The sequence below is a fragment of the Hydrosulfovibrio ferrireducens genome (genome assembly GCF_046883345.1).
GTDB lineage: Bacteria > Desulfobacterota > Desulfobulbia > Desulfobulbales > Desulfurivibrionaceae > Thiovibrio > Thiovibrio ferrireducens.
The window spans coordinates 154,060-177,392 of the sequence record NZ_JALKCW010000016.1; the positions used below are offsets into that span (position 1 = coordinate 154,060).

Sequence of the window (23,333 nt, forward strand, 5' to 3'; positions counted from 1 at the left end):
ACCTTTCGCCTATTTTTATAACCCGGTAGCCGCCATCTGCTTGCGCACCGCCACCTCGGATTCGGCCATGGCCTTCTGTTCCTCGTCGGTGAGCTTGAACTGAATAATCCGCTCCACGCCCTTATCGCCCAGTACCACCGGCACCCCGAGGAAGCAGCCGGAAAAGCCGAACTCGCCCTCAACATAGGCGGCGCAGGGCAGAACCCGCTTGCTGTCGGTGAGCACCGCTTCGGCCATCTCCACCGCGGCCAGGCCGGGGGTGTAAAAGGCGCTGCCGGTTTTGAGATGGTTGACGATCTCGGCCCCGCCGTGCTGGGTGCGGTGAACGATAGCAGCCAGTTCCTCTGCGGACAGCAGGTCGGTGACCGGGACGCCTGCCACATTGGCCAGCCGGACCAGCGGCAGCATGTTGTCGCCGTGGATGCCCATGACCAGGGCATTGACGTCACGCGGCGCCACGCCCAAGGCCTCGGCCAGGAAGGTGCGGTAACGGGCGGAATCAAGCACCCCTGCCATGCCGATCACCCGCTCCCTGGGGAAGCCGGTGACCTTGAAGGCCGTGTAGACCATGGCGTCGATGGGGTTGGTGACCACGATGAGGACGCAGTCCGGGGCATACTTGGCCACCTGCTCGGCGCAGGACTTGACGATGGCCACGTTCTTGGCCAAAAGATCGTCGCGGCTCATGCCGGGCTTGCGGGCAAGGCCTGCGGTGATGATCACCACGTCGGAACCGGCCAGATCGGCGAAGTCGTTGGAGCCGGTGATCCGATTGTTGAAGCCGTCCACCGGGCCTGATTGCAACAGGTCAAGGGCCTTGCCCTGGGGCACCCCTTCCACCACGTCCAACAGGAGGATATCGCCTAAGTTTCGGCTGGCGGCCCAGTGGGCAGCAGTGGCGCCGACATTGCCCGCGCCGATGATGGTGATTTTGTTTCTTCTCATGATTTGTTCCTCAAATTATATGGTTAGCAGTAGGTAATCTCAATGATGTCCGGTTAGCTTTTCGCATTAAACTCCCCCTCCCTCGACGGGAGGGGGGTGGGGGGTGGGTGAGGTTGCCAACCACCTCACAATCTGCACGTTCCCCCTCTCCCTAGCCCTCTCCCGCAGGGGGAGAGGGGATTTTCCGGCAGTCTGCGAATTTTCTCGCCGGACAAGGCTTGGTCAATCCCGTTAGTTGCCGTCTTTGCGGATCAGCTCCTCCACCCGCTCCAGGTCCTTGGGCGTATCCACCTCGATGGAGTCGTGCGCCGTGAGCACTACGCGGATGCGGTAGCCGAACTCCAGGGCGCGCAACTGCTCCAGCTTCTCAAACCGCTCCCATTCGCCCTCGGGCAGCCCGACAAAGGTGAGCAGGAACCCCTTGCGGTAGGCGTAAAAGCCAAGATGCTTGTAGTAGGTGGGCGCTTCCGGCTCCTCGGGGTTGCGCTGGAAGGGGATGGAAGCACGGGAAAAATAGAGGGCGTTGTTGTGCCGGTCGAACACGGTCTTGACGTGGTTGGGGTCGGTGATCTCCTCCTCGCGCACGATCTTGTAGATCAGGGTGGACATGGGCAGGGCCGGGTCTTCCAAAAGCGGGGTAGCCACCTGGGAAACCACCTCTGCCTCGAAGAGCGGCTGGTCGCCCTGGATGTTCACCACCACGTCCTGCTCACCGATCCCCATGATACTGGCCGCCTCGGCCAGCCGGTCAGTTCCGGAGACATGGTCGGAGCGGGTCATTACCACCTCGCCGCCAAAGGAGCGCACGCACTCGGCGATCCGCTCGTCGTCGGTGGCCACCGCCACCCGGGAAAGCAGGGCCACTGCCTTGGCCCGTTCATAGACGTGCTGGATCATGGGCTTGCCCGCGATCTTGGCCAGGGGCTTGCCCTCGAAGCGGTTGGAATGGTAGCGGGCCGGGATGATGGCCACAACTTTGGCTTGTGCTTTATGCTGGGTATCCATTATCTTCTCTGCTGTAAGTGGGGCTGTTTGGCCAAGGGGCCTGCGAAAAAACCTCCTGAATATACCATGGACGGGAAATGATGCACCGGGAAAAAGTAGCCGTCAGCCATACTGCACCAGAGCTGGCCGACAAAGCCCGCGTCCTGGCCGCCCAATTGGGGTTGCCGCTCTACAACCCGGAAGATCCCCCCCCTGCCCTGCTGCTGACCCTGACCCCGGAGCGGTTGGAGCTGCGCCAAACCACCAAGGGCGCGGAGGGTCCATTGTTCGTTGATTTCCTCGGCGGCCCCATCGAGTACCGCCGCAGGCAAACCACCAGCCGCAAGGAATCCATTGCCCGGGCGGTGGGACTCAAGGGCGGGACAAGCCTTGTGGTGCTCGATCTCACCGCCGGCCTGGGGAGGGACAGCTTCATCCTGGCCAGCCTGGGCTGCACGGTCCGGATGGTGGAACGCTCGCCGATGGTGGCGGCCCTGCTGGCGGACGGCATCGAGCGGGCAAGGCAGGAACCGGCGCTGGCCGGAATCATGGCCCGGCTCAGTCTAATTCCGGGGGAGAGCATGGAGATCCTCCGCACCTGGCAGGGCGAACACCCCGAGGTGATCTGCCTCGACCCCATGTACCCGCACCGCGGCAAAAGCGCCATGGTCAAGAAAGAAATGCGGCTTATCCGTCTGCTGGTCGGCGATGATGAGGACAGCGATGGTCTGCTGGCCGCGGCCCTTACCGTTGCCACCCGCCGGGTGGTGGTGAAGCGGCCGCGCCTGGCCCCAGCCCTGGCCGGCCCAGCCCCAAACTTTACCATAGGCGGCAAGAACAGCCGCTTTGATGTGTACCTGATCGCCCCCTTAGCGTAACAGCTCCGGGGACACAAGCATCACCAGCCCCAGCGCCACCAGCACCACCCCTCCCACCAATTTGCCGTACCGGGCATAACCGTCGGCCATGGTTGTTTGCAGGGTGAAGGCGGCAAGGCTGAAGATCAGCAGATCATCCAGCATGAAGAACACATCATAGAGCAGGATATAGCCGTAATACTGCGGCCCGGAGAGCTGCCGCAGGGAAAGGATATGGGTAAACACGGCGGGCAACCCGGCGGAGCAGGCGAATTCTATGGCATTCACCGTAAAGGACAGGGCGACAACGCCCAAAAAGGTGGCGAGGGTAAGCGGCGCCGCCACCAGCCGTTCCATCCTGCCCATGGTCCGCTTCTTGAACCCGGGGTTGCCCACCGTGCAGACCGGAGCCCCACGGGTTTGGATAAAGGCGCGCAGATCCAGCACGCCGATGAGCAGGGCGCCCAAACCGATGGCGATTGTGAGAGGCCGCAGATAGCCCAGCAGAAGAAAGGCATTGAGCCAGGCGGTCATGAACAGGAAATAGAGCACCCCGGAGGCCAGGACAAAAGAGCCCACCAGCAGCCAGATCTTGCGCCGGTCCCGGAGGGAGACCAGCAGGGAAAGAAGATAGACCAGGGCCCACATGGCGCAGGGGTTGAAGCCGTCCGCCAGGCCGAGGAGCACGGCCAGCGCGGGCAGAGAGAAATCGGCAAGCCGGATTGCCCCGAAAACCGGCAGCGATGCCGTCTCCGGCCGCCACACCTCAGGCCCGTTCGGCTGCGCGACCTCGCCGACCGAAACCGGCTTTGGGGCAAGGGGCAGTTGTCCGGCCTGCGCCAACCCCAAAGGTGAGGTGCCCAGCAGGCAACAGCACCACCCGAAAAACAATAAAAAACGCAGCGGTCCGCCCATGGCAAATCCCCCCAATGTACGTCTTTCCCAAGTATACAACATTGAAAATCCCCGCTGGGGAAGAAAACGGAAAAATAGCCCTTGACGGCGGAGGTGACCTGGGATAAATTGTACCAAACGGTCAGTTTAATTTATTCTCAAGAGAGCCCGATGTCCACAACCAGCAAAGGCGAGAAAACCCGCGACCATATCCTAAAGACGACCAGGAAAATCCTTGTGGTCCAAGGCTTTCACAACACCAGCATCAGCGCGGTCATCGAGGCCACCGGGGTCAAGAAAGGCAATCTGTATTATCACTTCGCCAGCAAGGAGGATCTCGGTCTCGCGGTGCTGGAGGATGCCAAGGGGGAATTTTTTTCTTTTCTGGCAAAGACTCTTGCCGGTCGCGACCCGGTGGAAAAAATCATCAACTCCTGCAAGGCTATTTTCACGCAACAGGAAAAAAACAACTTTGTCGGAGGCTGCCTGTTCGGCAACACCGCCCTGGAAATGGCCGACAGCAACCATACATTCTCCCAAGTCATCCAGGAGGTATTCGGCCGCTGGACCGATTTGCTGGCCATGCATCTTGACGAGGCCCTGGAAAAAGGGCTGCTGCCGCCAGCCACCCAGCCCCGTCTCCTGGCCAAAACCGTGGTGGCCACATTGGAAGGCGGAATCATGATGTCCAGGGTCAATAAAGACACAGAGGAGCTGAACGATTTCCTCGCCGCCATCGCAGGCCTGCTGGGGCGATAATTTTTTCTTCCAAAAACACGACCCAAGGAGGTCTGACATGAAACACACACAGCGCGTTTTGCTTCTCCTGGCAGTACTTCTCCTCTCCCTCCAGGGCTGCGCCGGCAAGTCCTCGCGCCAGGCGCGCATGCAAAACCTGGGCAACGGCATCTGCCAGGACACGGTCTCCGGCCGGATGTGGCAGGTTGAAAAAAGCGCAATGACCACCAGCCTGCAGGATGCGGAGCAGTATGCGCGAGCCCTGCGCCTGGGAGGATACAGCGACTGGCGTCTGCCCACCGTGGATGAGCTCTACGACCTCAACTACCTCTTTGACCTGTTCCAGAATGGCGATTGCGCCCTGGACCGCAAGGGGAACTACTGGTCCGGCGAGAAAAACGGCGAGGGCAAGGCCGGGGCCTGGGAGATCTCCGACCAGTGCGACCCGGAACGGCAGTACGCGCCGGGAACCCAGGGATATATCAGGGCCGTGCGCCCCTGATCACTCGCCCGCAAAAAAGCCCCTGTCTCCGGAATGCCGGAGGCAGGGGCTTGGTATTTCGTGACACGGCAGGGGTTCAGGAAAGAGCGGCACCCGCCTTTTCGATGGCAGCGCCAATCTGCCCAAGCCGCTCCGCGGAAAGCTCTTTGACCGGCACCGGATAGACGAGCAGACGGTCCATGATCGCCGCGGACTGCGGCAGTATCGTGGCATCGTACACCACCCGTTTTTTCCCGCCCGGCTCGGCAAAAGGCCAGCCCGACTTGGCAAGGGTTGCCCCACCCAGCAGATGCTCCCACTTGGGGTAGTAATGCCAGGTGTTCTCGGCAAAGCAGATCGCCCCGGCCCCGTTTTCAGCCAGCACCTTTTTCACCGTCTGGGCCTTGTCCTTGTCCGGCAGGAAAAAGGCGAGGAAGGAAGCGTTGTCGCCCTTCTCGTCCAGAATGGTCCGAAAGGTCACCCCTGGCAGCTTGGCAACCAGCGCCTTCATCGCCTTTTTGTTCTGCTGCTGGGAGGCGACGATTCCGTCGAGCTTGGCCAGTTGGGCCAGGCCGATGGCGCCCTGCAGCTCCATCATCCGGTAGTTGGAACCGATGAAGCTGCGGCCTTCGCCGCCCCGGCCGCCGGGATTGACCGCATGGTCATGGCCGTGGTCGTGGTACTCGCTCATGTTCCGCCAGAGCGTCTCGTCGTTGGTGACGATCATCCCGCCCTCCCCGGTGGTCATGGTCTTGACCGGGTCAAAGGAAAAGGTGCCGCAGGCCCCGAAGGAGCCGAGGCGCTTGCCATTGAGGCTGGCCCCGGCAGCCTGGGCCGTGTCTTCCAACACCGGTATCCCGTGCTTGTCGGCAATGACCTTGATCTCCTCGATCCGGGCTGCGGCGCCCATCATGTGCACCGGGATGATCAGCCTGGTCTTGCCGGTGATCTTCTTTTCCAGATCAAGCGGGTCCATGTTCAGGGTTTCATCCACCTCGGCGAAAACCGGGATGGCCCCGACCTCAAAAATCGCCTCCCAGGTGGCGACAAAGGTGAAGCCCTGGGTGATGACCTCGTCTCCGGGGCCGATGCCCAGACCGGCCATGGCAACTTTGAGCGCCGCGGTGCCGGAGGTGACGGCCTGGCCGTGTTTCACCCCGCAATAGGCGGCAAACTTCTCCTCAAAGGTGCGGACCTTGTACACCCCTTTGCGCTGGTCGGGAAACTCGTAGCGGAACAGCACCCCGGTGTCCAGCACCTCCAGGATCTCTTTTTTCTCTTCCTCGCCAAATATCTCAAAACCGGGCATAATGCGCTCCTCTGTCTACGGCTTTTTTCGCAATTCTTTCGCGGCTCAAGCCGCTCCTACTCGTAACTTTACATTTTTCACTCTGCACTCTTCACTCAACCCCACCCTTCCATGGCGGTCTCATAGACCCGGATCACATCTTCCAGACTGGGCTTGCGCGGATTGTTCTCCACCGGTCGGGTCACGGTGAGGGCGATCTTGGCCATCTCCGGGATCTTCTTGGCCGGGATCTTCAACTCGGCCAGGCTTGCGGGGATACCGAGATCCTGATTCATCCGGTAGACGAATTCCACCCCGGCTTCGGCTGCCTCGCGCTCGGGCAGGCCATCGACCTTGGCGCCCATGACCTCGGCCAGCATGGCGAACCTGCCGGGATTGCCGATGAGGTTGTAGGCCATCACATAGGGTAGCAGCACCGCGTTGGCCAAGCCGTGCGGGATGCCGAACATGCCGCCCAGCGGGTAGGCCATGGCATGCACCAGGCCGACGCCGGCGGTGGCCAGGGCCTTACCGGCGAGCAGACTGCCGAGGAGCATGTTGGAGCGGGCCTCCATGTTGCCGCCATGGGCATACGCCTTGGTCAGGTTGGAGCTGATCAGCTCGATGGCCTCCAGGGCATACATGTCGGAGATGGCATGCGCCTGGGTGGAAACAAAGGCCTCCAGAGCGTGGGTCAGGGCATCCACCCCGGTGGTCGCCGTAATATGCGGCGGTAGGGAAACGGTCAGGGCCGGATCGAGGATGGCGGCCTCCGGGTAGAGCGGGTCGCCGTTCATGCCGCCCTTGGACTTGGTTTTTTCATTGATGAACACGGCGGTGAAGGTGACCTCGGCTCCGGTCCCGGCGCTGGTGGGGATCATGATCTTCGGGACCCCGGGCTTCTTGATCTTGCCCAACCCCAGGTAATCCTCGGCCTTGCCGCCGTTGGTGAGCAGGATGCTGACCGCCTTGGCCACATCCATGGCCGAGCCGCCGCCCGCGCCGACCACGCAGTCGCACTTGGCTTTTTTCGCCAGCTTGAGGCCGTTGTCAGCCAGCTTCAGACCCGGCTCCGGGTCAATCTGGTCGTAGAGTTCAAAGCCGATCTTTGCCTTGGTCAGCGGCGCGGTGATCCGCTCCACCAGGCCAGCTTTGACAAGGCCCGGGTCAACCACCAGGAAAACCTTGCTGCCGCCAAGCTCTTTTACCAGGGCGGGAAGGTCGTTGATCGCATCCACCCCGAAACGGATCCGGGTGGGTTGGGTGACGGTGAAAGATTGGGAATGCATGATGGGTCCCCTTTTTTGTTTATAAAACTTGCGGGCAATGCTACTGTCCCAGGAAGATAAATACATCCGTAAAACTGTCCGGCGTATTAACCGAAACTAAGGCTAACCGCCGACCTGTAACTGTTCAGCAGCGCCGCAGATGCTAGGAAGAGGCCTGCGAAGTGTGCTAGCGCACCCGAGCAGACCGATGACAACGCAGATGCGGTGCTGCTGGACAGTTACGCGAAATACTACTGTAGCGGGAACTTGCATGGCAACTAAAAAATCAAGCAGCAGAGATACCGACCCGCAAGAAATCTATGTAAGCCGTTCGGAAAAGAAACGGTTGGCCAAGAATATCGAAGAGATCGCCAAGGAGCTGGTGGAGCTGTCTCCGGCCCACATCAAGAAACTGCCCGCCGACGAGCTGTTGAAAGCGGAATTGCACAACTCCCGCGACCTCAAAGGCGGCGCCCTCAAGCGGCAAACCAAGTTCATCGCCGGTCTGCTGCGGGAGAGCGGGACCGACGAAATTCTCGCCTTCCTCGCCGAGCGCAAGGGCTCCCACCTGAAGCAGACCGGGGAGTTTCACGAACTGGAACGGCTGCGGGAAGACATCATCACCGAGGTGCTGGCGGCGCGGGAGGAGGCGTGGCACAACCACGAACATCTCACGGAGAGCTGGCAGTCCGACACCATTGCCGCGGCCTGCCGCAGGTTTCCGGCCTTGAGCCTCAATGCCCTGAAAAAATCGGCCCTGCGCTATGCCGCCACCCGCAAGCCGGTGCATCGCCGGGAAATATTCCGGCAACTCCACGCCGCCATGGAGCGGCAGCAGTTTACCGAAACCACCCCGCCAACCACGGAAGAGTAGGAACCGCCCATGGAATACCGCACCGGCTCGATCAAACGGATCTTCACCGCACGCTTTGACGAGGGAGACGATTTCCTCGACGGGTTGCGGCAACTCATCATCGCCGAAAATATCCGCTGCGCCTGGTTCCACGTCCTGGGCGGCCTGCGGGAGGCCGGGGTGGTCACCGGTCCCAAGGAGCCGGTCATGCCCCCTGAGCCGGTCTGGGCGCAGATCGACGGCGCCCGGGAAACCCTGGGCAGCGGCTCCATCTTCTGGGATGAAACCGAACCGCGCATCCACCTCCATGCCGCCCTGGGCCACCACGGCGAAACCCTGACCGCCTGCGTGCGCAAGGGAACCAAGGTGTATCTCGTCCTTGAGGTTCTGATCCTCGAACTCGACGGCATTGACGCCACCCGCCCCTGGTTCGCCCAGGGAGGCTTCAATCGCCTCACCTTTGACGCCTGAGCCTTGCCCGGTTGCCATCGCAGCCAAATCGTAACCGATCAAAAAAAGGCCGGTGAACACTATGTGCTCACCGGCCTTTTTTGCCGTTCTGATACAATCGGTTCGATTCAGGCCGAGGGCGTCACCTTTACCAACTCATCACCGGGCTGGACGGCATCACCGACCTTGGCGACAATCTTGGCAACCACTCCGTCCACCTCGCTGTTCACCGGGGTCTGCATCTTCATGGCCTCAAGCACCACCAGCTTCTCCCCGGCCTTTACTTCCTGGCCTTCCTTGACGGAGATCTCACAGACATTGGCGGTAAAAGGCGTCCGGACATCGCCGGCCTTGGCCAGATCCTCGATCTCCTTCTTGCTCAGCTTGGCCGCTTTTGCCTCGCCGGCCTGGGCCACCGCGTTTTCAAAGACAAAATTCCGCTGGTGGTGATCGATGTTGAGGTAGACGTTGGTTTCGGACCCGTCCTCGCTCTCCTGCATGGGGCCCATCTCGATGATGTGCTCCTTGCCGCTATGATCCTTAAAGGTAATGGACTCTCCCAGCTTGAAACCGCCCCGCCGGAAAAGAATGGACGGCGGCAGCACATAGACGCGGCCGAACTTCTCCTCGAAGCGGAAGAAATTCACCGCGTCATTGGGATGCTGGAGATAGGTGACCAACTGCTGCTCGGTGGGCGCGTAGCCGAGCTTGTCGGCCAAAACCTTGCGCTCCTTGTCGATATCGATATCCTCGATGGCCTCCATGCCCCCCTGCTCCTCAAGCACCTTTTTCCACTCCGGGCCAAAGGCCTTCTCGTAGATCCAGTCCGGCGGCTGATAGAAGGGAAACGGCCCGTACTTGCCGAGCAGCAGGTTTTTGAGGTCGCCGGAGCAGTTGCCGTAGCGATCCCCGCCCTGCACATTGCTCACCGCCGTGGTCCAGAGGATCTGGGAACCAGGGGTGACGCTCCAGTAATTGCCCAGCTCGATCTGCACCTTGGGCAGCTCCTTGTGGAGAATCTCCGGCATCTTGTCGAGAAAGCCGCCCTTGGCCGCCTGCTCCAGGCTGCTGCCCATGGCGCCGCCGGGGAGCTTGTGGATCTGCACCGTGGGGTCAAAACCCTTGATCTGGGACTCGAAATACTCGTAGTATTTGCGCTCGGGCTGCAGCACCTCGGAGGTTTCCATGATGGCCGCCTCGTTGATGCCCACGGCGTTGCGGCCATACTCCTTCAGGGTGTGGATCACGCTCAGGATCGGCGGCGGCCCGTAAAAGCCGGTGAAGGCGTGGTCGGAGGCATCGACGATCTTGGCCCCGGCCATGGCCGCGGCGACAATGCGGCCGATGTCGTTGCCGTCGGTGTTATGCCCATGATAATGGATGATCATCTCGGGATATTTCTGGAGGATTGCGTCCACCAGATCCCCGGCACGCTTGGGCGAACCCAGGCCGCCATGGTTCTTGATGCAGAGGACGATCTCGTTGCCGGTGACATCGAGGATCTCCTGGACCTTCTTCACATAAAATTCATTGGTGTGCTCAGGCCCGGTGGAAAAACAGATGCAGGGCTCCAGGATCTTGCCCGCGGCCTGCACTTCTTCAAAAACCGCCTGCATGTTGGGCACATGGTTCATGAAGTCGAACACCCGCCAGACATCCACATACTTGGCAAACTCCTTGACCACAAAACGGATGACGTTCTGCGGGTACGGCCGGTAACCGAAGAGGTTGATGCCGCGGCACAGGGTCTGGAACATGGTCTTGGGCATCTTTTCCCGGAGCAGTTCCAGCTTGAGGAAAGGATCCACCTGCTTCCTGAGGATATCGACATGCACCGAAGCGCCGCCGGTGATCTCCAGGGAGAAATACCCTGCCTCCTCGCGGGAGGGGGCGGCCAGCAGGTCCGTGTGCAGCAGGATCCGGTTCTTGTAATCCGACTGCGACATATCACGGGCGGTATTGGTGATATAATACCCATCCGCTTGCCGCATAATCTTGAGTACCTCGGTGATACCCATGCCTTGAACAATGCGTTCCATTTCAACTCCTTTTTAAAGAAGGATAAAGGCCCAAGGCACAAGGTGAAAGGTGAAAACAACAGAGGGTTTTACCCTTTCACCTTGCGCCTGTATCCTTGTGCCTATTTTTTTTCTAAACGGCGTAGGGGTTTTCCCCTTTGTAATGAATCTCGGCGATGAGGTGGGCGAGCTTGTTGCCTTCGCTGGCCTGCTCCTCGTAGTTGATCAGGTGCGAATGGGTTTCAATGAAGGAGGTGTCAAAATCTCCCCTCTTGAAATCCGGGTCCTGCACCAGATTCACATAGTAGGGAATCGTGGTTTTGGGGCCGGTGATCACAAAATTGTTCAGGCAGCGGAGCAGCCGGTCCACGGTTTCGTTCCAGGAAAAGCCGAACACCGTCATCTTGACCAGCAGCGAGTCGTATACCTTGGGAATGGTGAACCCCTGATAGACGAAGCCGTCCAGCCGCACGCCATAGCCGCCCGGCGAACGGTAGACCGACACGGTCTTGCCGCCCTCGGGCATGAAGTTGTTCTGCGGGTCCTCGGCGTTGATCCGCATCTCCACGGCGTAGCCGCGGATATGCACATCATCCTGGGTAAAAGAAAGCTTCTTGCCCAGGGCCAGCTTGATCTGGGTCCGGACGATATCGATGCCGGTGACCATTTCGGTGACCGTGTGCTCCACCTGCACCCGGGTATTGATCTCCATGAAATAATAGTTCCAGTCCCGGTCAACCAGGAACTCCACGGTGCCCGCGTTCACATAATGGGAGGCCTTGGCCGCGGTCACCGCGGTTTCGCAGATCTTGTCAACCAGGGCTTTGTCCTGGATCAGCGAGGGGGCGATCTCCACCAGCTTCTGGTTGCGCCGCTGAATCGAACAATCCCTGGAGCCGAGATGCACGGTATTGCCTTCCTTGTCGGCAATGATCTGGACCTCGACATGCTTGGGGTTGATCACCACCTTTTCAAGGTAGACCGAGTCGTTGTTAAAGGCGGACTTTGCCTCCGCCCTGGCCATGGGCAGCTCCGCCCGCAACTGCTTTTCGTTTTCCACCCGCCGGATACCGCGCCCGCCGCCGCCGGCGGTGGCTTTCAGCATGACCGGATAGCCGTATTTATCGGCAAAATCAATGGCTTCCCTGAGGCCGTGGTCACCGGCGGACAGGTTGTCGGTGCCGGGCACCATGGGGATGCCGGCCTCCTTCATGATCCGCCGGGCCGTTACCTTGTCGCCCAGCGACTGGATAACCTCGGAAGGCGGGCCGATAAAAATGATGCCATTGTGCTCGCACGCCTTGGCAAAATCAGGGTTTTCCGCCAGAAATCCGTATCCGGGATGGATGGCGTCAACCCCTGCTTTTTTGGCGACTCCGATCACCTTGTCGATGTCCAGGTAATCGCAACGGGGGCCGTCCCCAATCCAAACCGCCTCGTCCGCCGTGCGGATGTGCAGGGCGTCCTTGTCCGGCGTTTCATAAATAGCCACGGCAATGTGCCCAAGCTCTTGCACCGCCCGGATGATCCGCAGGGCAATTTCACCTCGGTTGGCTATCAAGATCTTCTTTTTCAACGGATCACCTCATTATTCAGACAATTTTCAGGCCGCACCCGACACATCGGCCCGCATAGTATGTAATATTTTTTTCGGCACGAGCAACGCAACACCGCAAGAAAACGCGAAAAACACCCCCAGAACACCATCCCGGCCAAGACACTCAACTTTGCAAATTACCATACCGGATTTTCAAGGGCAACATTTTATGTCCACAAAAAAAGAAGGGGGTTACGGTTCTCGACAGACAGGGAATCCCTTTACAATCGAGGGCCGAAAATCAGGCGGCACCAGCCCCATTTTTTTCAAGGTCTGCCAACACCTCCGGCAGATGAGCCCGGCAGGCCGCGGCAAAATCCTCGGGAAAATGACCAGTGACCCAACGCAACTGAGCTTCGCTGAAAGCGCCCATGGAGTATGGGAGCTTGGGCAAAAGCGCGTACAGCAGCCGCTGCCCGGCGGGCGCGGCCGTTATCCGGCTGGAGTATTCGATGCTGCTCACCAGCCGGGCGCCCATCCGGGCAAGAATCTTCTGGGCGATGAGCAGGGCGCGGTCCAACGAGGCGCGGGTGGCCGCGTCCGCCTCCAGGATATTGCCCACCTCGCCCAAGGCCATGATCTGCAGCTCCCACTGGGAGGTCTGTGCCTTGGGCACGAAGAGCATGACCCGGTCGTCCTCATGGACAATCAGGCTGGTGTTTTCGTTTTCCAATCCGTCCATCCGCCGGTTGTGACGGATCGCCGCGAGGTAGGCGCTGAAAAAATCGCAGCCTGTTTCTTCCTTATACCGGTCACAGAACTCGGCCACGAGATCCCCGCAGGCATAGCTTGCAACCGGCTCGTCCGCAGGCTGACCGCCATGATGCCAGGCGGAAACCGTCTCCGGCAGCATGGCATACTGCTGGTGGATCTGCTGATGCGAGGCATGGAGCCGATAGCCGCTGGGCGAGAAATCAAACCCGTAATTCCAGCCCCACAGAGTGGCGGTAAAGGACAAGGCCGGAGCCTTTTTGCGCCGCAGGGCCTGGTGGATTGCGAGCCGCAGTTCTTCGAGCGCGCCCGGGGTCATGGTTTTCCGGCCCGGAGGCAGGGGCAGCTCCAGTTCGGCGCCAAGACGGAGATAGGTGCGCTGATAGTAGAGATGCCGCAATCCCTGCATGTCGGCCCCGGAGAGATCCTTTGTGCTGTAACGAACCGCATCGTCCGCCATGTTTGCGGCGTAATGTCCCCAGGGGATGTAGCTGTTGCTGCGCAGATACTCAAAAACGTGCCCCCCTGACGACGCCCCGCCATATTCGCCCACGATTTCGCTGCCTCCCTGCACTCCGGGCCGCAGAACCATGCCCCTTCTGTAGGGTTCGGGGAGATGCGGGTTGTTGACCACCACCTCGAACAGATCATGCCGGAGAATCCGCGCCCGCGCCTGACCAGTCTCTTCCTCTTCATAGCGAAGACCGGTCGGCGCGCCTGATCCGTCATAACACAACTCACAGCTCATCCCGGCCAACGCCACCAGATCTTCCGGGTCGGTGGACGTGGCGGCCAGGGCCAGCAACACGGGTTCGGGCAGGGCGGCAAAAATTTTTCGCAGATCCCGTGCGGCTCCGGCAGGAAGGAGATTCTTCAGCGCCTCTGCCATGGAGACGGCCCGCGGCTCCGGCAATTTGATGGCGGCCGGGCTGAGAGCACGGGGCGCGGCCCAGCCGCTACTGATGTATGTCACTCCCCGAAAGGGAAAGGGGTTGGCTATCTCATAGATCTCTTCCGCCTGCTTGACCTCGATATCGCCGCCGGGAAAATTCCCTTGGTTCAGATGGGGATTGTCGTCGGAAAATGCACCGAGCGGCTCGACAAAATCGTTTTCCCGCTGATTGGCAACCCGATAGGTCGGCGCATGCACGCCATATACGAATTTTCCGGCGGGATGGACGCAGGAACGCACGGTCATAGAAAAACCTCCGATGGATCGCTTGGAGAGGAACACCACGGTTGCATGGGGCAATATAACCGGGAACCATCCCCCCGCTCCATAAGAAAAAACGAAAAAATCCTAACCCCGCTTGCCTTTGCCTCGAAATCTGCTACCATGGTGAAAATCAACGCTCTTTTTCCTTCTGCCTTTATGGTGCATGCCCCTTGATAAAAGCCCTGTATCACCGGTTACTGCCGAACAAAAACAACGCCCCCTCCCTGCCGGATGGGTCCTCCTGCAACTCCCCCTGCATTTTCACCGATGTTTTGCGGGATATCGATACCGGCCTCATCATTCTCGACACCACGGAAAAAAAAGTTTTCTTCAAGAATGGCCACGCAGTGAAAATCCTTGAACCGCTCAAGGCGGCCCACGATTACGAGGGCCTCTCCGCCCTGCTCTGCAACGACCTGGATTCCCTGCAGCAACCCGGCCGGACCAGAAGCCGGCAAACCATCATCCATTACGAACACCGGGTGCTTGGCTATACCGTGTATAAGATTCCCGGAGATCAGCGCCACATCTCGATTTTCATTCAGGACATCACCGACCGGCACCGCCTGGCCGCCATTGACGAGGCCACGGAGATGATGAACAACATCGGCTGCCTTTTTTCCGGCATCCGCCATGAAATCGGCAACCCGCTGAACTCCATCAAGATGGCCCTGACAGTTCTGCAAAACAACATCAATAAATACTCCCCCGAGGAAATAGATGTCTATTTCAACAGAATCTCCGGGGAAATCGGCAAGATGGAGACCCTCCTCAAATCGCTCAAGAATTTCAGCATGTTCGAGACGCCCCGAACCAGCAATATCGATCTGGCCATGTTTTTCGACAACCTCATGCAATTGCTGGGAGCGGATATCCAGTCCAAAAAAATAGAGTTCCGGATCGACATCGCCCCGGATGCAAGGCAGATCATGGTGGATCCCAGAGCCCTGCAGCATGTCACCATGAACCTCCTAGCCAATGCCGTCGACGCCATGGCGGAGACCCCAAACCCGCTGTTGCAGGTGCGCAGCCAGAGCCGCGGCAATGTCATCCTCCTCTCCATCACCGACAACGGCTGCGGCATGTCGAACGAACTGGCGCGCGATGTCTTCAAGCCGTTTTTCACCACCAAACCCCATGGCACCGGTCTGGGGCTGGTTATTTCCAAAAAGATGCTGAGCCAGATGCACTGCGGGATTGATCTGGTCAGCGAAAAGGGGGTCGGCACCACCTTCCACCTGACCTTGCCCAAGAGCGCAAGCAAGGCGCAGCGGGCAGATGCCCCTTCCGGAAAATCACGAGAAAACCAACGGCCTTCCGCTTTCGCCTGTTGAAGGCTCGGCGGCGATTACGCTATAAATCAATGGGTTACCGGGGCAGTGTTTCCCTTTTCTCAGCCTGCCCTTGCTGAACGATTACACTTTCAAGGAGACATAGATGGGGATTCGCTCGCGCTTCATGATCATCATGGCAATCATTTTCGGCGTCGCAACCGTTGGCATCGGGACGGCCAGCTACATGTTCAGCAAGCGCAACGCCTTGCTGGAGGCGAAAAGCAAAGGGGAGCTGATTTTCAATTATATTCTGGCCACCCGGGATTTTTACTCGGAAAAACAGCGCCCCCTCATCATGGAGGTTTTCGAAAAAGACCGTTTTTACCCCGAGCTGATGTCCGGTTTTGTTCTCACCCGCGGCACCTTTGACATCTTCAAGAAAAACCTGACCGGATATAATTTCAAGCAGGCAACCATTGACCCCCTCTATCCACCGAACAAGGCGGACGAATGGGAGACCAAACTGATCGCCATGTTCGCCGGCCAACCCGAACTCAAGACGCACGAAGGCACCATGGAGCGCGATGGCGAAACCTTTTTTTATCTGGCAAAACCCATCAAGATCACCGGCAAGGATTGCCTGCGTTGCCACGGCGACGTGAACGACGCGCCCAAGGATCAGGTTGAGATCTACGGCTCAACCAACGGGTACAACTGGAAGGACGGCGACACGGTTGCCGCCTATGTGGTGTATGTCTCGGTGGAAACGGCCCTGGCCAACGCCCGAAAGGGGGCCATCACCCTCTACCTCATCGGGGCTGGCTGCCTGCTGGTAGCGCTGATCGGCATATGGCTGTTCATGGACCGGTTCGTGGTAAATCCCATTGTCCGGCTGAGCATCAAAGCAGAGGAAATCAGCCTTGGCAAGAATATGGAAGAGAGCGTCAAGATCAAACAAAATGACGAGATCGGCGCCCTGGCCAGCGCCATCGAACGGCTGCGCATGAGCATGGTCCGCATCCTCAAACGGTGAGCATATGTCAATAGTGAGCGCAAACACACAGTCACCCCCCGCAGCCTGGCAGACGGCGACACTCGGCCTGGCGCTGTTCTGCGCCCTGGCGCTCCCCGCCCTGCTGCCTCTTTCCGCTTCGGCGGCCGATTGCAAAAAGATTGCCGAGGAGGCCCGCCGGGAGCGCGATCTCATTGCCCGGCGCGACCTGCTGGCAAAAGCCATCAAGCAATGCCCGAAAGACCCGGAAATCAATTTCATGCAAGGCTACAGCTTTGAGCGGTTGCGCGACTACAAGGAAGCTCAGCGGTATTATATCACCGCTTCGACCCTTGATCCGAAACACGCCAAGGCATTTTTCGGCCTGGGCGACATCTGCCTGGTGACAAACAAGGCGCAGGATGCCGTGGCTGCTTACGAAAAAGGGCTGGCCCTTGATCCCGGCAATAAGCGGGCGGCAAAATCCCTGGAATCGGCGCGGATCAAACTGAAGGCCCAGCGCGGAGAATCGGTGAGCTCCGAGGAGGCTGTCACCGTTCTTTTCGAGGAAAAATCCAAGGACCGGGAGATCAGCCCCATCGAAGCCACGATCCTCAGACTGTTGATCCTTTTTCCGGACAAGTCAACGGAGCTTCCCGAAGAGGGCGCTGACCAGCTCAGCATCGTCGGGGCGCGCGCCTTTACGAGCCGCGAGCTGCAAGGCGCCGTTTTCGAAGTAGTCGGCAACACGGACGACTCCGGCAACGCCAAAACCAATCTGACCGTTTCCCGGAAAAGGGCCGAGGCTGTGCGTACGTATCTGATCAAGAACTGCAACATCGAGGCGAAAAAGCTGAAGGTGGCGGCAAAAGGCCATACCCAGCCCATTGTTCCCAACTCCACGGAACAAAACAAAAAGATAAACAATCGGGTTGAGTTCAGGCGGTTGAAATAGAAAGAGGGGATAAAAAACCAAGGCCTTGCCTCCTCCTGCAGAGCGGGGAAGCAAGGCCTTTTTTTTGCAATTCAGCGGAGAAGCAACCTGGCCGTGCCTGCCCGAAATTCCTTTTCAAGCGGCGCGTCTCCGATTTCCTGACAGAAGAGATCAACCAGCTCCGGGAAACGCTCCTGGTCGCACGCTCCTCCCTGCAGCCATTTCCCGACAATCTCCTTGACAAGCATCGCCGCGATGGGACCGATGGCCCTGGCCAGCGCATCCTGAAAAACAGGGATGGCGCTTTTCAGCGGCTCTTCGTTCTGCGCCTGGGCAAAATCCATGCTGCCGGCTTTTTTGGCCGAAATTGCCCGCAGAGCGGCATCCGGGTCGGCCCGCACCTTTTCCACCCCCAGGGCAAGTTCGCCCAGAAGCATATTGCTGGTCATGTTGATCAGGGAAAAATTCGCCTCAGTCTCGCAAAGCATGACCAGCAAGGCGCCCTCGCAGATATCTTTCACCAGGACCATTGCGTCTGGGAACCGCATCTCCACGGAATTGACGCTGAGCCGGCAGGAAGCGTTCATCTTGATGATCCGTTGCAGCGATCCTCCCACCAGCTTGAGCGTCTCATGCTCATACCCGTCCGGCACATAGGAAAAGATGATATCCGGTTTATCGACGGAGACAAAAACCCCGACAACGCCGGGAAGCACTTTTATTTCCTGTAAAAGCTCATCCATGCTGCATACTCCTCATTACACCGTCGTTCAAAGATAACTGCAAACATGCACATGCCGCGACCGGCGGAAGGAGCCGTAACGAAATGATCACTGCACCGGTTGTTTCGTACGGCTTCTAAGCTTGCGCCCCGTGCTCCTGGGCTTCGGCAAGGGCCGGGCCGATGGCCGCGACAATCTTGAGGGGTGAAATCCCCGGCTGCACCTCGATCCCCACCGACAACTCCGGCCCTGGAATAATCAGCAACTGTTCGCCTTTCTCCTGGGTGAGAATAATGTGGGAGGGCAACTCGGCATAGCCGAGAATTCCCCGGATCTTATCCGCGGCCACGGCAACATAGGTGACAAAGGGCTTGAACTCCTTGTTGTCGATGTTCCGTTGCAGCTTGGCGGTTCCGTCCTTGGCGACAAGAACCAGCCGGTTGACGCCCTGGGCAGCGCTGAGTGTTTCCTCAAGAGTAGCCTTGCCGCCTTGGGACAGGGCTTGGGCCATGGCGGCAGTGGAGGGCGGCGGGGGTGCCGTGGCGAAATCCAGATCGTCCAGTTGGGCAAATTCATCGTCCGCCTCTTCCGGCAAGCCTGGGCCCTGCACCGGCTGGTCGCCCCGTTCGTCGCTCAGGCGGGCGCCTTCGATGAGAATAAAGCCCAGGGGGGCGTCGATGGTCTGTTTCCGGTTCCGGCAGAAATTGTGGATTTCGATCTCGGCCTGATCCCAACTGATGATCTCAAAGGCGGCGTCAAGCCCGGCAAGGGGCTCGGCATAGGCATTGATCAGGCTGCCGTTTTTGAAAAACAGCAGCCCGACGCGCTTTCCAGCCCTTGCCATGATGGTGCAGGTTTTCCGGTCAAGCTCAAGGAGCTGCAGAAAAGAGGACAGCGACACGCCGGAGACTTGCCCCTTGGCGCCCGCGGCCAGGCCATCCTTGATTTTTTGGAGGAGCAGCTCGAAATCAACCGGTTTTTCGATGTATTGAAAGGCCCCCAGATCCATGAGCCGATCTTCCATCTCCGGGGTGCCGAAGGCGGTCATGGCAATGATCGGCACGGAATTCTTCAGCCTGCTCATCCGGCTGACCAGTTCAAACCCATCCATTTCCGGCATCTTCAGGTCGGTGACCACCAGATCAACCGGTTGCGCGGCAAGGACCGCCAGGGCCTCCTTGCCGTTGCCCGCGGTCACGACCTCGAATGAATCGACCCGTTCCCGGCACATGTCCTGCAAACTGAGCAAAAACCCATGGTCGTCATCAACAACCAGCACTTTTTTCATGGAACCCGCCTCTGTTGCAATACGATTAATGTTTCAGCACATCATTTGATGCAAGCCGCCCGAACCTGCAAAAGGTCGGTCTGGCCCGCCATCACCTTGCGGATGCCATCCTGCTTGAGGGTAAGCATGCCGACCCGCATCGCCTCATCCCGGATTTCCACGATGGGGCTGTTTTTTACGATGAGAAGCTTCAGCGAATCGTTGACCGTGAGCAGCTCATGGATGGCAAGCCGTCCGAGATAGCCGCTTTTTTTGCACTTGTCGCAGCCCTTCGGCCTGTATAAAGTGGCCCGGTCGATTTCCGCCATGGTCAGCGGGCTTAAGGGGTGCGCCCCGTATTCCGCAAGGATCAGCTCCTTTTCCGTCGCCTCTGGGACATACGCCTCCCGGCAATGGGGACACAACCGCCGCACCAACCGCTGGGCCAGGATGCCGAGCAGCGAATCGGAGAAATTAAAGGGATCGATCCCCATGCCCAAAAGCCGGGTAACGGTTTCCGGGGCGGAGTTGGTATGGAGCGTCGAAAAAACCAGATGCCCGGTGAGCGCCGCCTCGATAACGGTTTCCGCGGTTTCTTGATCCCGGGTTTCGCCGACCATGATGATGTCGGGGTCGGCCCGCAAAAAGGCCTTCAGGATCTTGGCGAAATCAAGACCGATCTTGTTTTCCACCTGCACCTGGCGCAACCCGTCCTGGACGATTTCCACCGGATCCTCGACGGTCCAGATCTTCTTTTCCGGCCGGTTGACATAATTGAGCGCGCTGTGCAGGGTGGTGGTCTTGCCGGACCCGGTGGGGCCGACCACCAGAATCAGGCCGTAGGGCAGATCAAGGAGCCGGCGCAGCTCAACAAGATTCCTTTCGGACAGCCCCATCTTCTCAAGGGGCAGGGCAGAGCCGGCGGCGAGAATACGCAGCACCATATCCTCGTTGCCGCCGTGGGTGGGCAACGAGGCGACCCGAAGCTCGATCTTGCCCCGCCGGGTCTTGAACTTGATCTTGCCGTCCTGGGGCAGCCGCCTCTCGGAGATGTCGAGCTTGGCCAAAATCTTCAGCCGGGAAATCAAGGGCCGTTTATAGGTGAAGGGGATGTTTTTATAATGCGAACAGACGCCGTCAACGCGAAAACGGACCGAGGTTCCCTTTTTGCCGGGCAGCGATTCGATGTGGATATCAGAGGCGTTGCGGGCCACGGCATCCTCGATGATCTTGTTGGCCATCTGCACCACAACCCCGTCGGCGGCGCTACCGACCTCGTCCTCGTCATCAGACTTGCCGTCGGATTCCTCGACAATCTCAAGTTCTTCGAAAACATTCTGCGAACCCTCTCCCAGGGCGTATTTCCCGTAAAAAAAATCGATGAACCTGTTGATATCGTCCTTGAGTCCCACGGCAAAGCCGAAGGCGGCGCCCTGGAGAACGGCACGGATATTGTCCTGCTTGCCGAGGTCGCGGGGATTGTCGGTCAGCACAACAATGCGGCCATTTTCCAGACCGATGGGAATAAAAACATTGGCCCGGAAATAGCTTTCCTTGGCGCCCTGGATACAGGCGGGCGCCTCCGGCGCTTCCGTTTCAACGAACTCCACAAACGGACAGCCGTAATATTCGCTAAGCGATGCGCCAAGCTGTTTTCGGTCAATGCCGAAATCGCCCAACAGGGCGCTGTCCAATGTTTTATTGTGCTGCCGGGCCTTGACCCGGGCCGCGTCAAACTGGTCCGGGGTCAGAAGCTTGTTGCGGATCAGACCGTAAAACTGGCCATACTTGGTCGCGCTCTGGGAAAGGGTCGCCAACCGCTGGGCGGCGTTGCGATAGGCCGGGTCAAGGGCGACCATCTCCTCCAGGGTTTTGATCGTGGAAGAGGTGGAGCCGGTGCTTTCATAGGTAAGCGCAAGCTGATCAAGAAGTTGAAGACGCTCGATCTTTCGCTCGAATCCGCCTTTTGTGCTCGCCGCGGCTTCAAAGTGCTCAATGGCTTCAAAGGGTTTATCAAGCTGGAGGCAACACACCCCGATCCGGGCATGGACCGCCGCCGGTCTGTACCCGGTGGCGAGCAACCCCCGCAATTCCTCGCCGGCCTCGCGGTAAAACCCTGCCACCATCAGCCCCTGGCAGTTTTCGAAACGACCCGCCTCGGACAACTTACTGGCGGTAGCGGACGAGGCGGCGCCGGATGCGGCCATGCCCCTTTCGGTTTGCAGAACAACGAGCCTTTCCTCGATCAGATCCCGCAGAATCGGCTCATTGTCGCCGACTTCCAGCAACAGCGACTCACAGAGAGCCAAGGCTTCATCCATGAGTCCTTGCCCTGCGTAGAGGTCTGCTTCGGCAAGTTTTGCTTCGATGGCTTCCTTGGCGGCCATGGTTGTTGTCATGCTCATGCCGGCCGGTTACACGCTCCTCATGGTTATGACCGGCACAGAGTTCCCCTGCACCGTCAGAGTGCCGGCGACAAGGGTGCCAGGGTCCGTCAGAGGTTCCCAGCGGCCGTTGGAGGTGTCAAGCTGTTCGGTGGGTTTATCAAGCCAGAATGCCATGCCGCTGTTTGCCTTGAAGACAACGAGCAGCGAACTGTCAGCCTTGGGCTCGCGTGCTTCCTGGCCCGAAAGGTTTGCCACCGGAATGGTCAATGTTTTCAGGATGGCCTCATCGAGAAAGCTTAACTCCCCTCTTACAACAAAGCCGATCTTGCCAAAAAAACCGCGTTTGAGATTTTTTATGGGCAAAAAGGAACCGCACTTTCTAACCTTGCCTGCGGGTTTGTCCTCATAGGCGATCTGCTCCGGAAGAAAAGCCACCATTCTCCCCCCCACATCGGCAAGCGCCACGGTCGGCCAGGGGCAAGCCGTGGCAGTCACCGCCGGTTTTGCCGGCTCGGCCGGGACAACCGCGTCCGCCTGATAGTCATCGCCCAGGGCCTTGAGCAGGTTTTGCTTTTGCCTTTCCAGCCGTTCGCGCAACTCGGTGTGGATGGCATGTAATTTTTCATAACCGGGCGTTTTGGCAAACAGATTTTCAACCGGGATAATGCGCTTGGCAATGCACTTGCCCAAGACAACAAGATGGGCATTCACCGCCTCAACCAGCACCCTTGAGGCTCTGCCGCCGGAAGCGCCGAAAGCGGCGGGAAGTTCCGGCAAAAGGTCTTCGTCCATGGACGCGGACTGAGCCGGGGCGGGGGCAGCCTTGGCTGCGGGAGCTGGAGGGGCTGCCGCTGTTTTTTGCTCGGTCCCGGCAACGCCTTGCGTCTTGGAGACAAGCTTGCTGTAATCCTTGGGGATGTTGGGAATGGCGGCGCGCAACTCGGAAAGGGTGGGATCCACCAGCGTTTGCTCGATAAGGGAGAGATCCTCGGCGCCTGCGGCGGCCCGCAGGGTTTGCAGCCCTTCCTGCAAGGTCTTGGGAGCGGAGGTGGAAACATTTTGCGGAGCAATGGCCATGACCTCAAGCAGCCTGTCCATGAGCGCGAAAATCTCCGTCAGGGCGACAGCCTTGTCCACCTCGAAGTTCCCCTGAATTTCCTTCAGGGCCTTCCGGGCTGTTTCTATGTTGTCCGGAGAAATCTCCCAATCCAACGAAAGCAGGGCTTCCTCGAAAGGGCTGAAGGCATCGGCGCCATCGGCCGTAAGCAGGCTGGCCGGCAAGGGCGCAACCTTTTCCGGAGCCGGAGCAACCGGGGCCGGGGAAACAGCTTTATCGGAAACCGGCGTTGCGGAAGCTTCCGGGCCTGCCCCCGCATGCGGGGCAAAAAGGGTATCAATGGCGTCATCTATCTCGGCGTGGAAATCACGCCCTGGGGGGCTGTCATTCATAAACTTCAT

Annotated in this window: 20 protein-coding genes; 8 read left to right on the top strand and 12 right to left on the bottom strand. The window is 59.1% G+C overall.

Annotated features, from left to right (window positions below; all coding sequences use genetic code 11):
* Positions 1-15 precede the first annotated feature (15 nt).
* Together mdh and kdsB are read right to left on the bottom strand one after the other, a co-directional pair.
* A complete protein-coding gene (mdh, locus tag MWR57_RS08240; protein WP_423124325.1) occupies positions 16-945 on the bottom strand; it encodes a malate dehydrogenase in 930 nt (309 codons plus the stop codon).
* Positions 946-1,176: 231 nt separating this feature from the next.
* Positions 1,177-1,950 carry a 3-deoxy-manno-octulosonate cytidylyltransferase gene (kdsB, locus tag MWR57_RS08245; protein ID WP_423124326.1) on the bottom strand — a complete coding sequence of 258 codons (774 nt, stop codon included), beginning with the start codon at positions 1,948-1,950 and terminating at the stop codon, positions 1,177-1,179.
* Between the two features lie 77 nt (positions 1,951-2,027).
* Between kdsB and MWR57_RS08250 the strand changes: the two genes are divergently transcribed.
* Positions 2,028-2,807, top strand: a complete 780-nt coding sequence (locus MWR57_RS08250) for a class I SAM-dependent methyltransferase (protein WP_423124327.1) — start codon at positions 2,028-2,030, stop codon at positions 2,805-2,807.
* Here MWR57_RS08250 and MWR57_RS08255 read toward each other — a convergent pair.
* A complete protein-coding gene (locus MWR57_RS08255) occupies positions 2,799-3,701 on the bottom strand; it encodes a hypothetical protein (RefSeq protein WP_423124328.1) in 903 nt (300 codons plus the stop codon). The genes MWR57_RS08250 and MWR57_RS08255 overlap by 9 nt on opposite strands.
* Before the next feature lie 150 nt (positions 3,702-3,851).
* Between MWR57_RS08255 and MWR57_RS08260 the strand changes: the two genes are divergently transcribed.
* Entirely contained in the window at positions 3,852-4,439 is a 588-nt protein-coding gene (locus MWR57_RS08260) for a TetR/AcrR family transcriptional regulator (RefSeq protein WP_423124329.1), read from the top strand.
* A 37-nt stretch (positions 4,440-4,476) separates the two neighbouring features.
* The gene (locus tag MWR57_RS08265) at positions 4,477-4,920 is read left to right on the top strand and encodes an Lcl C-terminal domain-containing protein (protein ID WP_423124330.1); all 444 of its coding nucleotides are present in this window, start codon (positions 4,477-4,479) and stop codon (positions 4,918-4,920) included.
* A gap of 76 nt (positions 4,921-4,996) precedes the next feature.
* On the opposite strand, the gene MWR57_RS08270 is transcribed toward MWR57_RS08265, so the two are convergent.
* Together MWR57_RS08270 and MWR57_RS08275 are read right to left on the bottom strand one after the other, a co-directional pair.
* Positions 4,997-6,208, bottom strand: coding sequence for a DegT/DnrJ/EryC1/StrS family aminotransferase (locus MWR57_RS08270; protein WP_423124331.1), 1,212 nt, complete (start codon positions 6,206-6,208; stop codon positions 4,997-4,999).
* 95 nt (positions 6,209-6,303) lie between these two features.
* Positions 6,304-7,476 (bottom strand): iron-containing alcohol dehydrogenase, encoded by a 1,173-nt coding sequence (locus MWR57_RS08275; protein ID WP_423124332.1) that lies wholly within the window; start codon positions 7,474-7,476, stop codon positions 6,304-6,306.
* Between the two features lie 250 nt (positions 7,477-7,726).
* Between MWR57_RS08275 and yjgA the strand changes: the two genes are divergently transcribed.
* Positions 7,727-8,329, top strand: a complete 603-nt coding sequence (gene yjgA / locus MWR57_RS08280) for a ribosome biogenesis factor YjgA (RefSeq protein ID WP_423124333.1) — start codon at positions 7,727-7,729, stop codon at positions 8,327-8,329.
* Positions 8,330-8,338: 9 nt separating this feature from the next.
* Positions 8,339-8,779 (top strand): PPC domain-containing DNA-binding protein, encoded by a 441-nt coding sequence (locus tag MWR57_RS08285; protein ID WP_423124334.1) that lies wholly within the window; start codon positions 8,339-8,341, stop codon positions 8,777-8,779.
* 107 nt (positions 8,780-8,886) lie between these two features.
* Here the strand turns inward: MWR57_RS08285 and MWR57_RS08290 are convergent, their stop codons facing one another.
* From MWR57_RS08290 to MWR57_RS08300, 3 genes are all read right to left on the bottom strand, one after another.
* Positions 8,887-10,797, bottom strand: a complete 1,911-nt coding sequence (locus MWR57_RS08290) for a biotin/lipoyl-containing protein (RefSeq protein ID WP_423124335.1) — start codon at positions 10,795-10,797, stop codon at positions 8,887-8,889.
* 112 nt (positions 10,798-10,909) lie between these two features.
* Positions 10,910-12,352, bottom strand: a complete 1,443-nt coding sequence (locus MWR57_RS08295; protein ID WP_423124336.1) for an acetyl-CoA carboxylase biotin carboxylase subunit — start codon at positions 12,350-12,352, stop codon at positions 10,910-10,912.
* A gap of 262 nt (positions 12,353-12,614) precedes the next feature.
* On the bottom strand, positions 12,615-14,282 hold the full coding sequence (locus MWR57_RS08300) for an HIT family protein (RefSeq protein ID WP_423124337.1): 1,668 nt from the start codon (positions 14,280-14,282) through the stop codon (positions 12,615-12,617).
* Between the two features lie 188 nt (positions 14,283-14,470).
* Between MWR57_RS08300 and MWR57_RS08305 the strand changes: the two genes are divergently transcribed.
* The 3 genes from MWR57_RS08305 (at position 14,471) to MWR57_RS08315 (ending at position 17,520) form a co-directional block, all read left to right on the top strand.
* On the top strand, positions 14,471-15,634 hold the full coding sequence (locus tag MWR57_RS08305; RefSeq protein ID WP_423124338.1) for a sensor histidine kinase: 1,164 nt from the start codon (positions 14,471-14,473) through the stop codon (positions 15,632-15,634).
* 103 nt (positions 15,635-15,737) lie between these two features.
* Positions 15,738-16,607, top strand: a complete 870-nt coding sequence (locus MWR57_RS08310) for a Tll0287-like domain-containing protein (RefSeq protein WP_423124339.1) — start codon at positions 15,738-15,740, stop codon at positions 16,605-16,607.
* Between the two features lie 13 nt (positions 16,608-16,620).
* The gene (locus MWR57_RS08315) at positions 16,621-17,520 is read left to right on the top strand and encodes an OmpA family protein (RefSeq protein ID WP_423124340.1); all 900 of its coding nucleotides are present in this window, start codon (positions 16,621-16,623) and stop codon (positions 17,518-17,520) included.
* 71 nt (positions 17,521-17,591) lie between these two features.
* Here the strand turns inward: MWR57_RS08315 and MWR57_RS08320 are convergent, their stop codons facing one another.
* The 4 genes from MWR57_RS08320 to MWR57_RS08335 form a co-directional block, all read right to left on the bottom strand.
* Entirely contained in the window at positions 17,592-18,242 is a 651-nt protein-coding gene (locus MWR57_RS08320) for a DUF8082 domain-containing protein (protein WP_423124341.1), read from the bottom strand.
* 115 nt (positions 18,243-18,357) lie between these two features.
* Positions 18,358-19,509: a response regulator gene (locus MWR57_RS08325; protein WP_423124342.1), complete on the bottom strand. Its 1,152-nt coding sequence runs from the start codon at positions 19,507-19,509 to the stop codon at positions 18,358-18,360.
* A gap of 41 nt (positions 19,510-19,550) precedes the next feature.
* Positions 19,551-21,893, bottom strand: a complete 2,343-nt coding sequence (locus MWR57_RS08330; RefSeq protein ID WP_423124343.1) for an ATPase, T2SS/T4P/T4SS family — start codon at positions 21,891-21,893, stop codon at positions 19,551-19,553.
* A gap of 9 nt (positions 21,894-21,902) precedes the next feature.
* Positions 21,903-23,324 (bottom strand): hypothetical protein, encoded by a 1,422-nt coding sequence (locus MWR57_RS08335; protein WP_423124344.1) that lies wholly within the window; start codon positions 23,322-23,324, stop codon positions 21,903-21,905.
* Between the last annotated feature and the right edge of the window lie 9 nt (positions 23,325-23,333).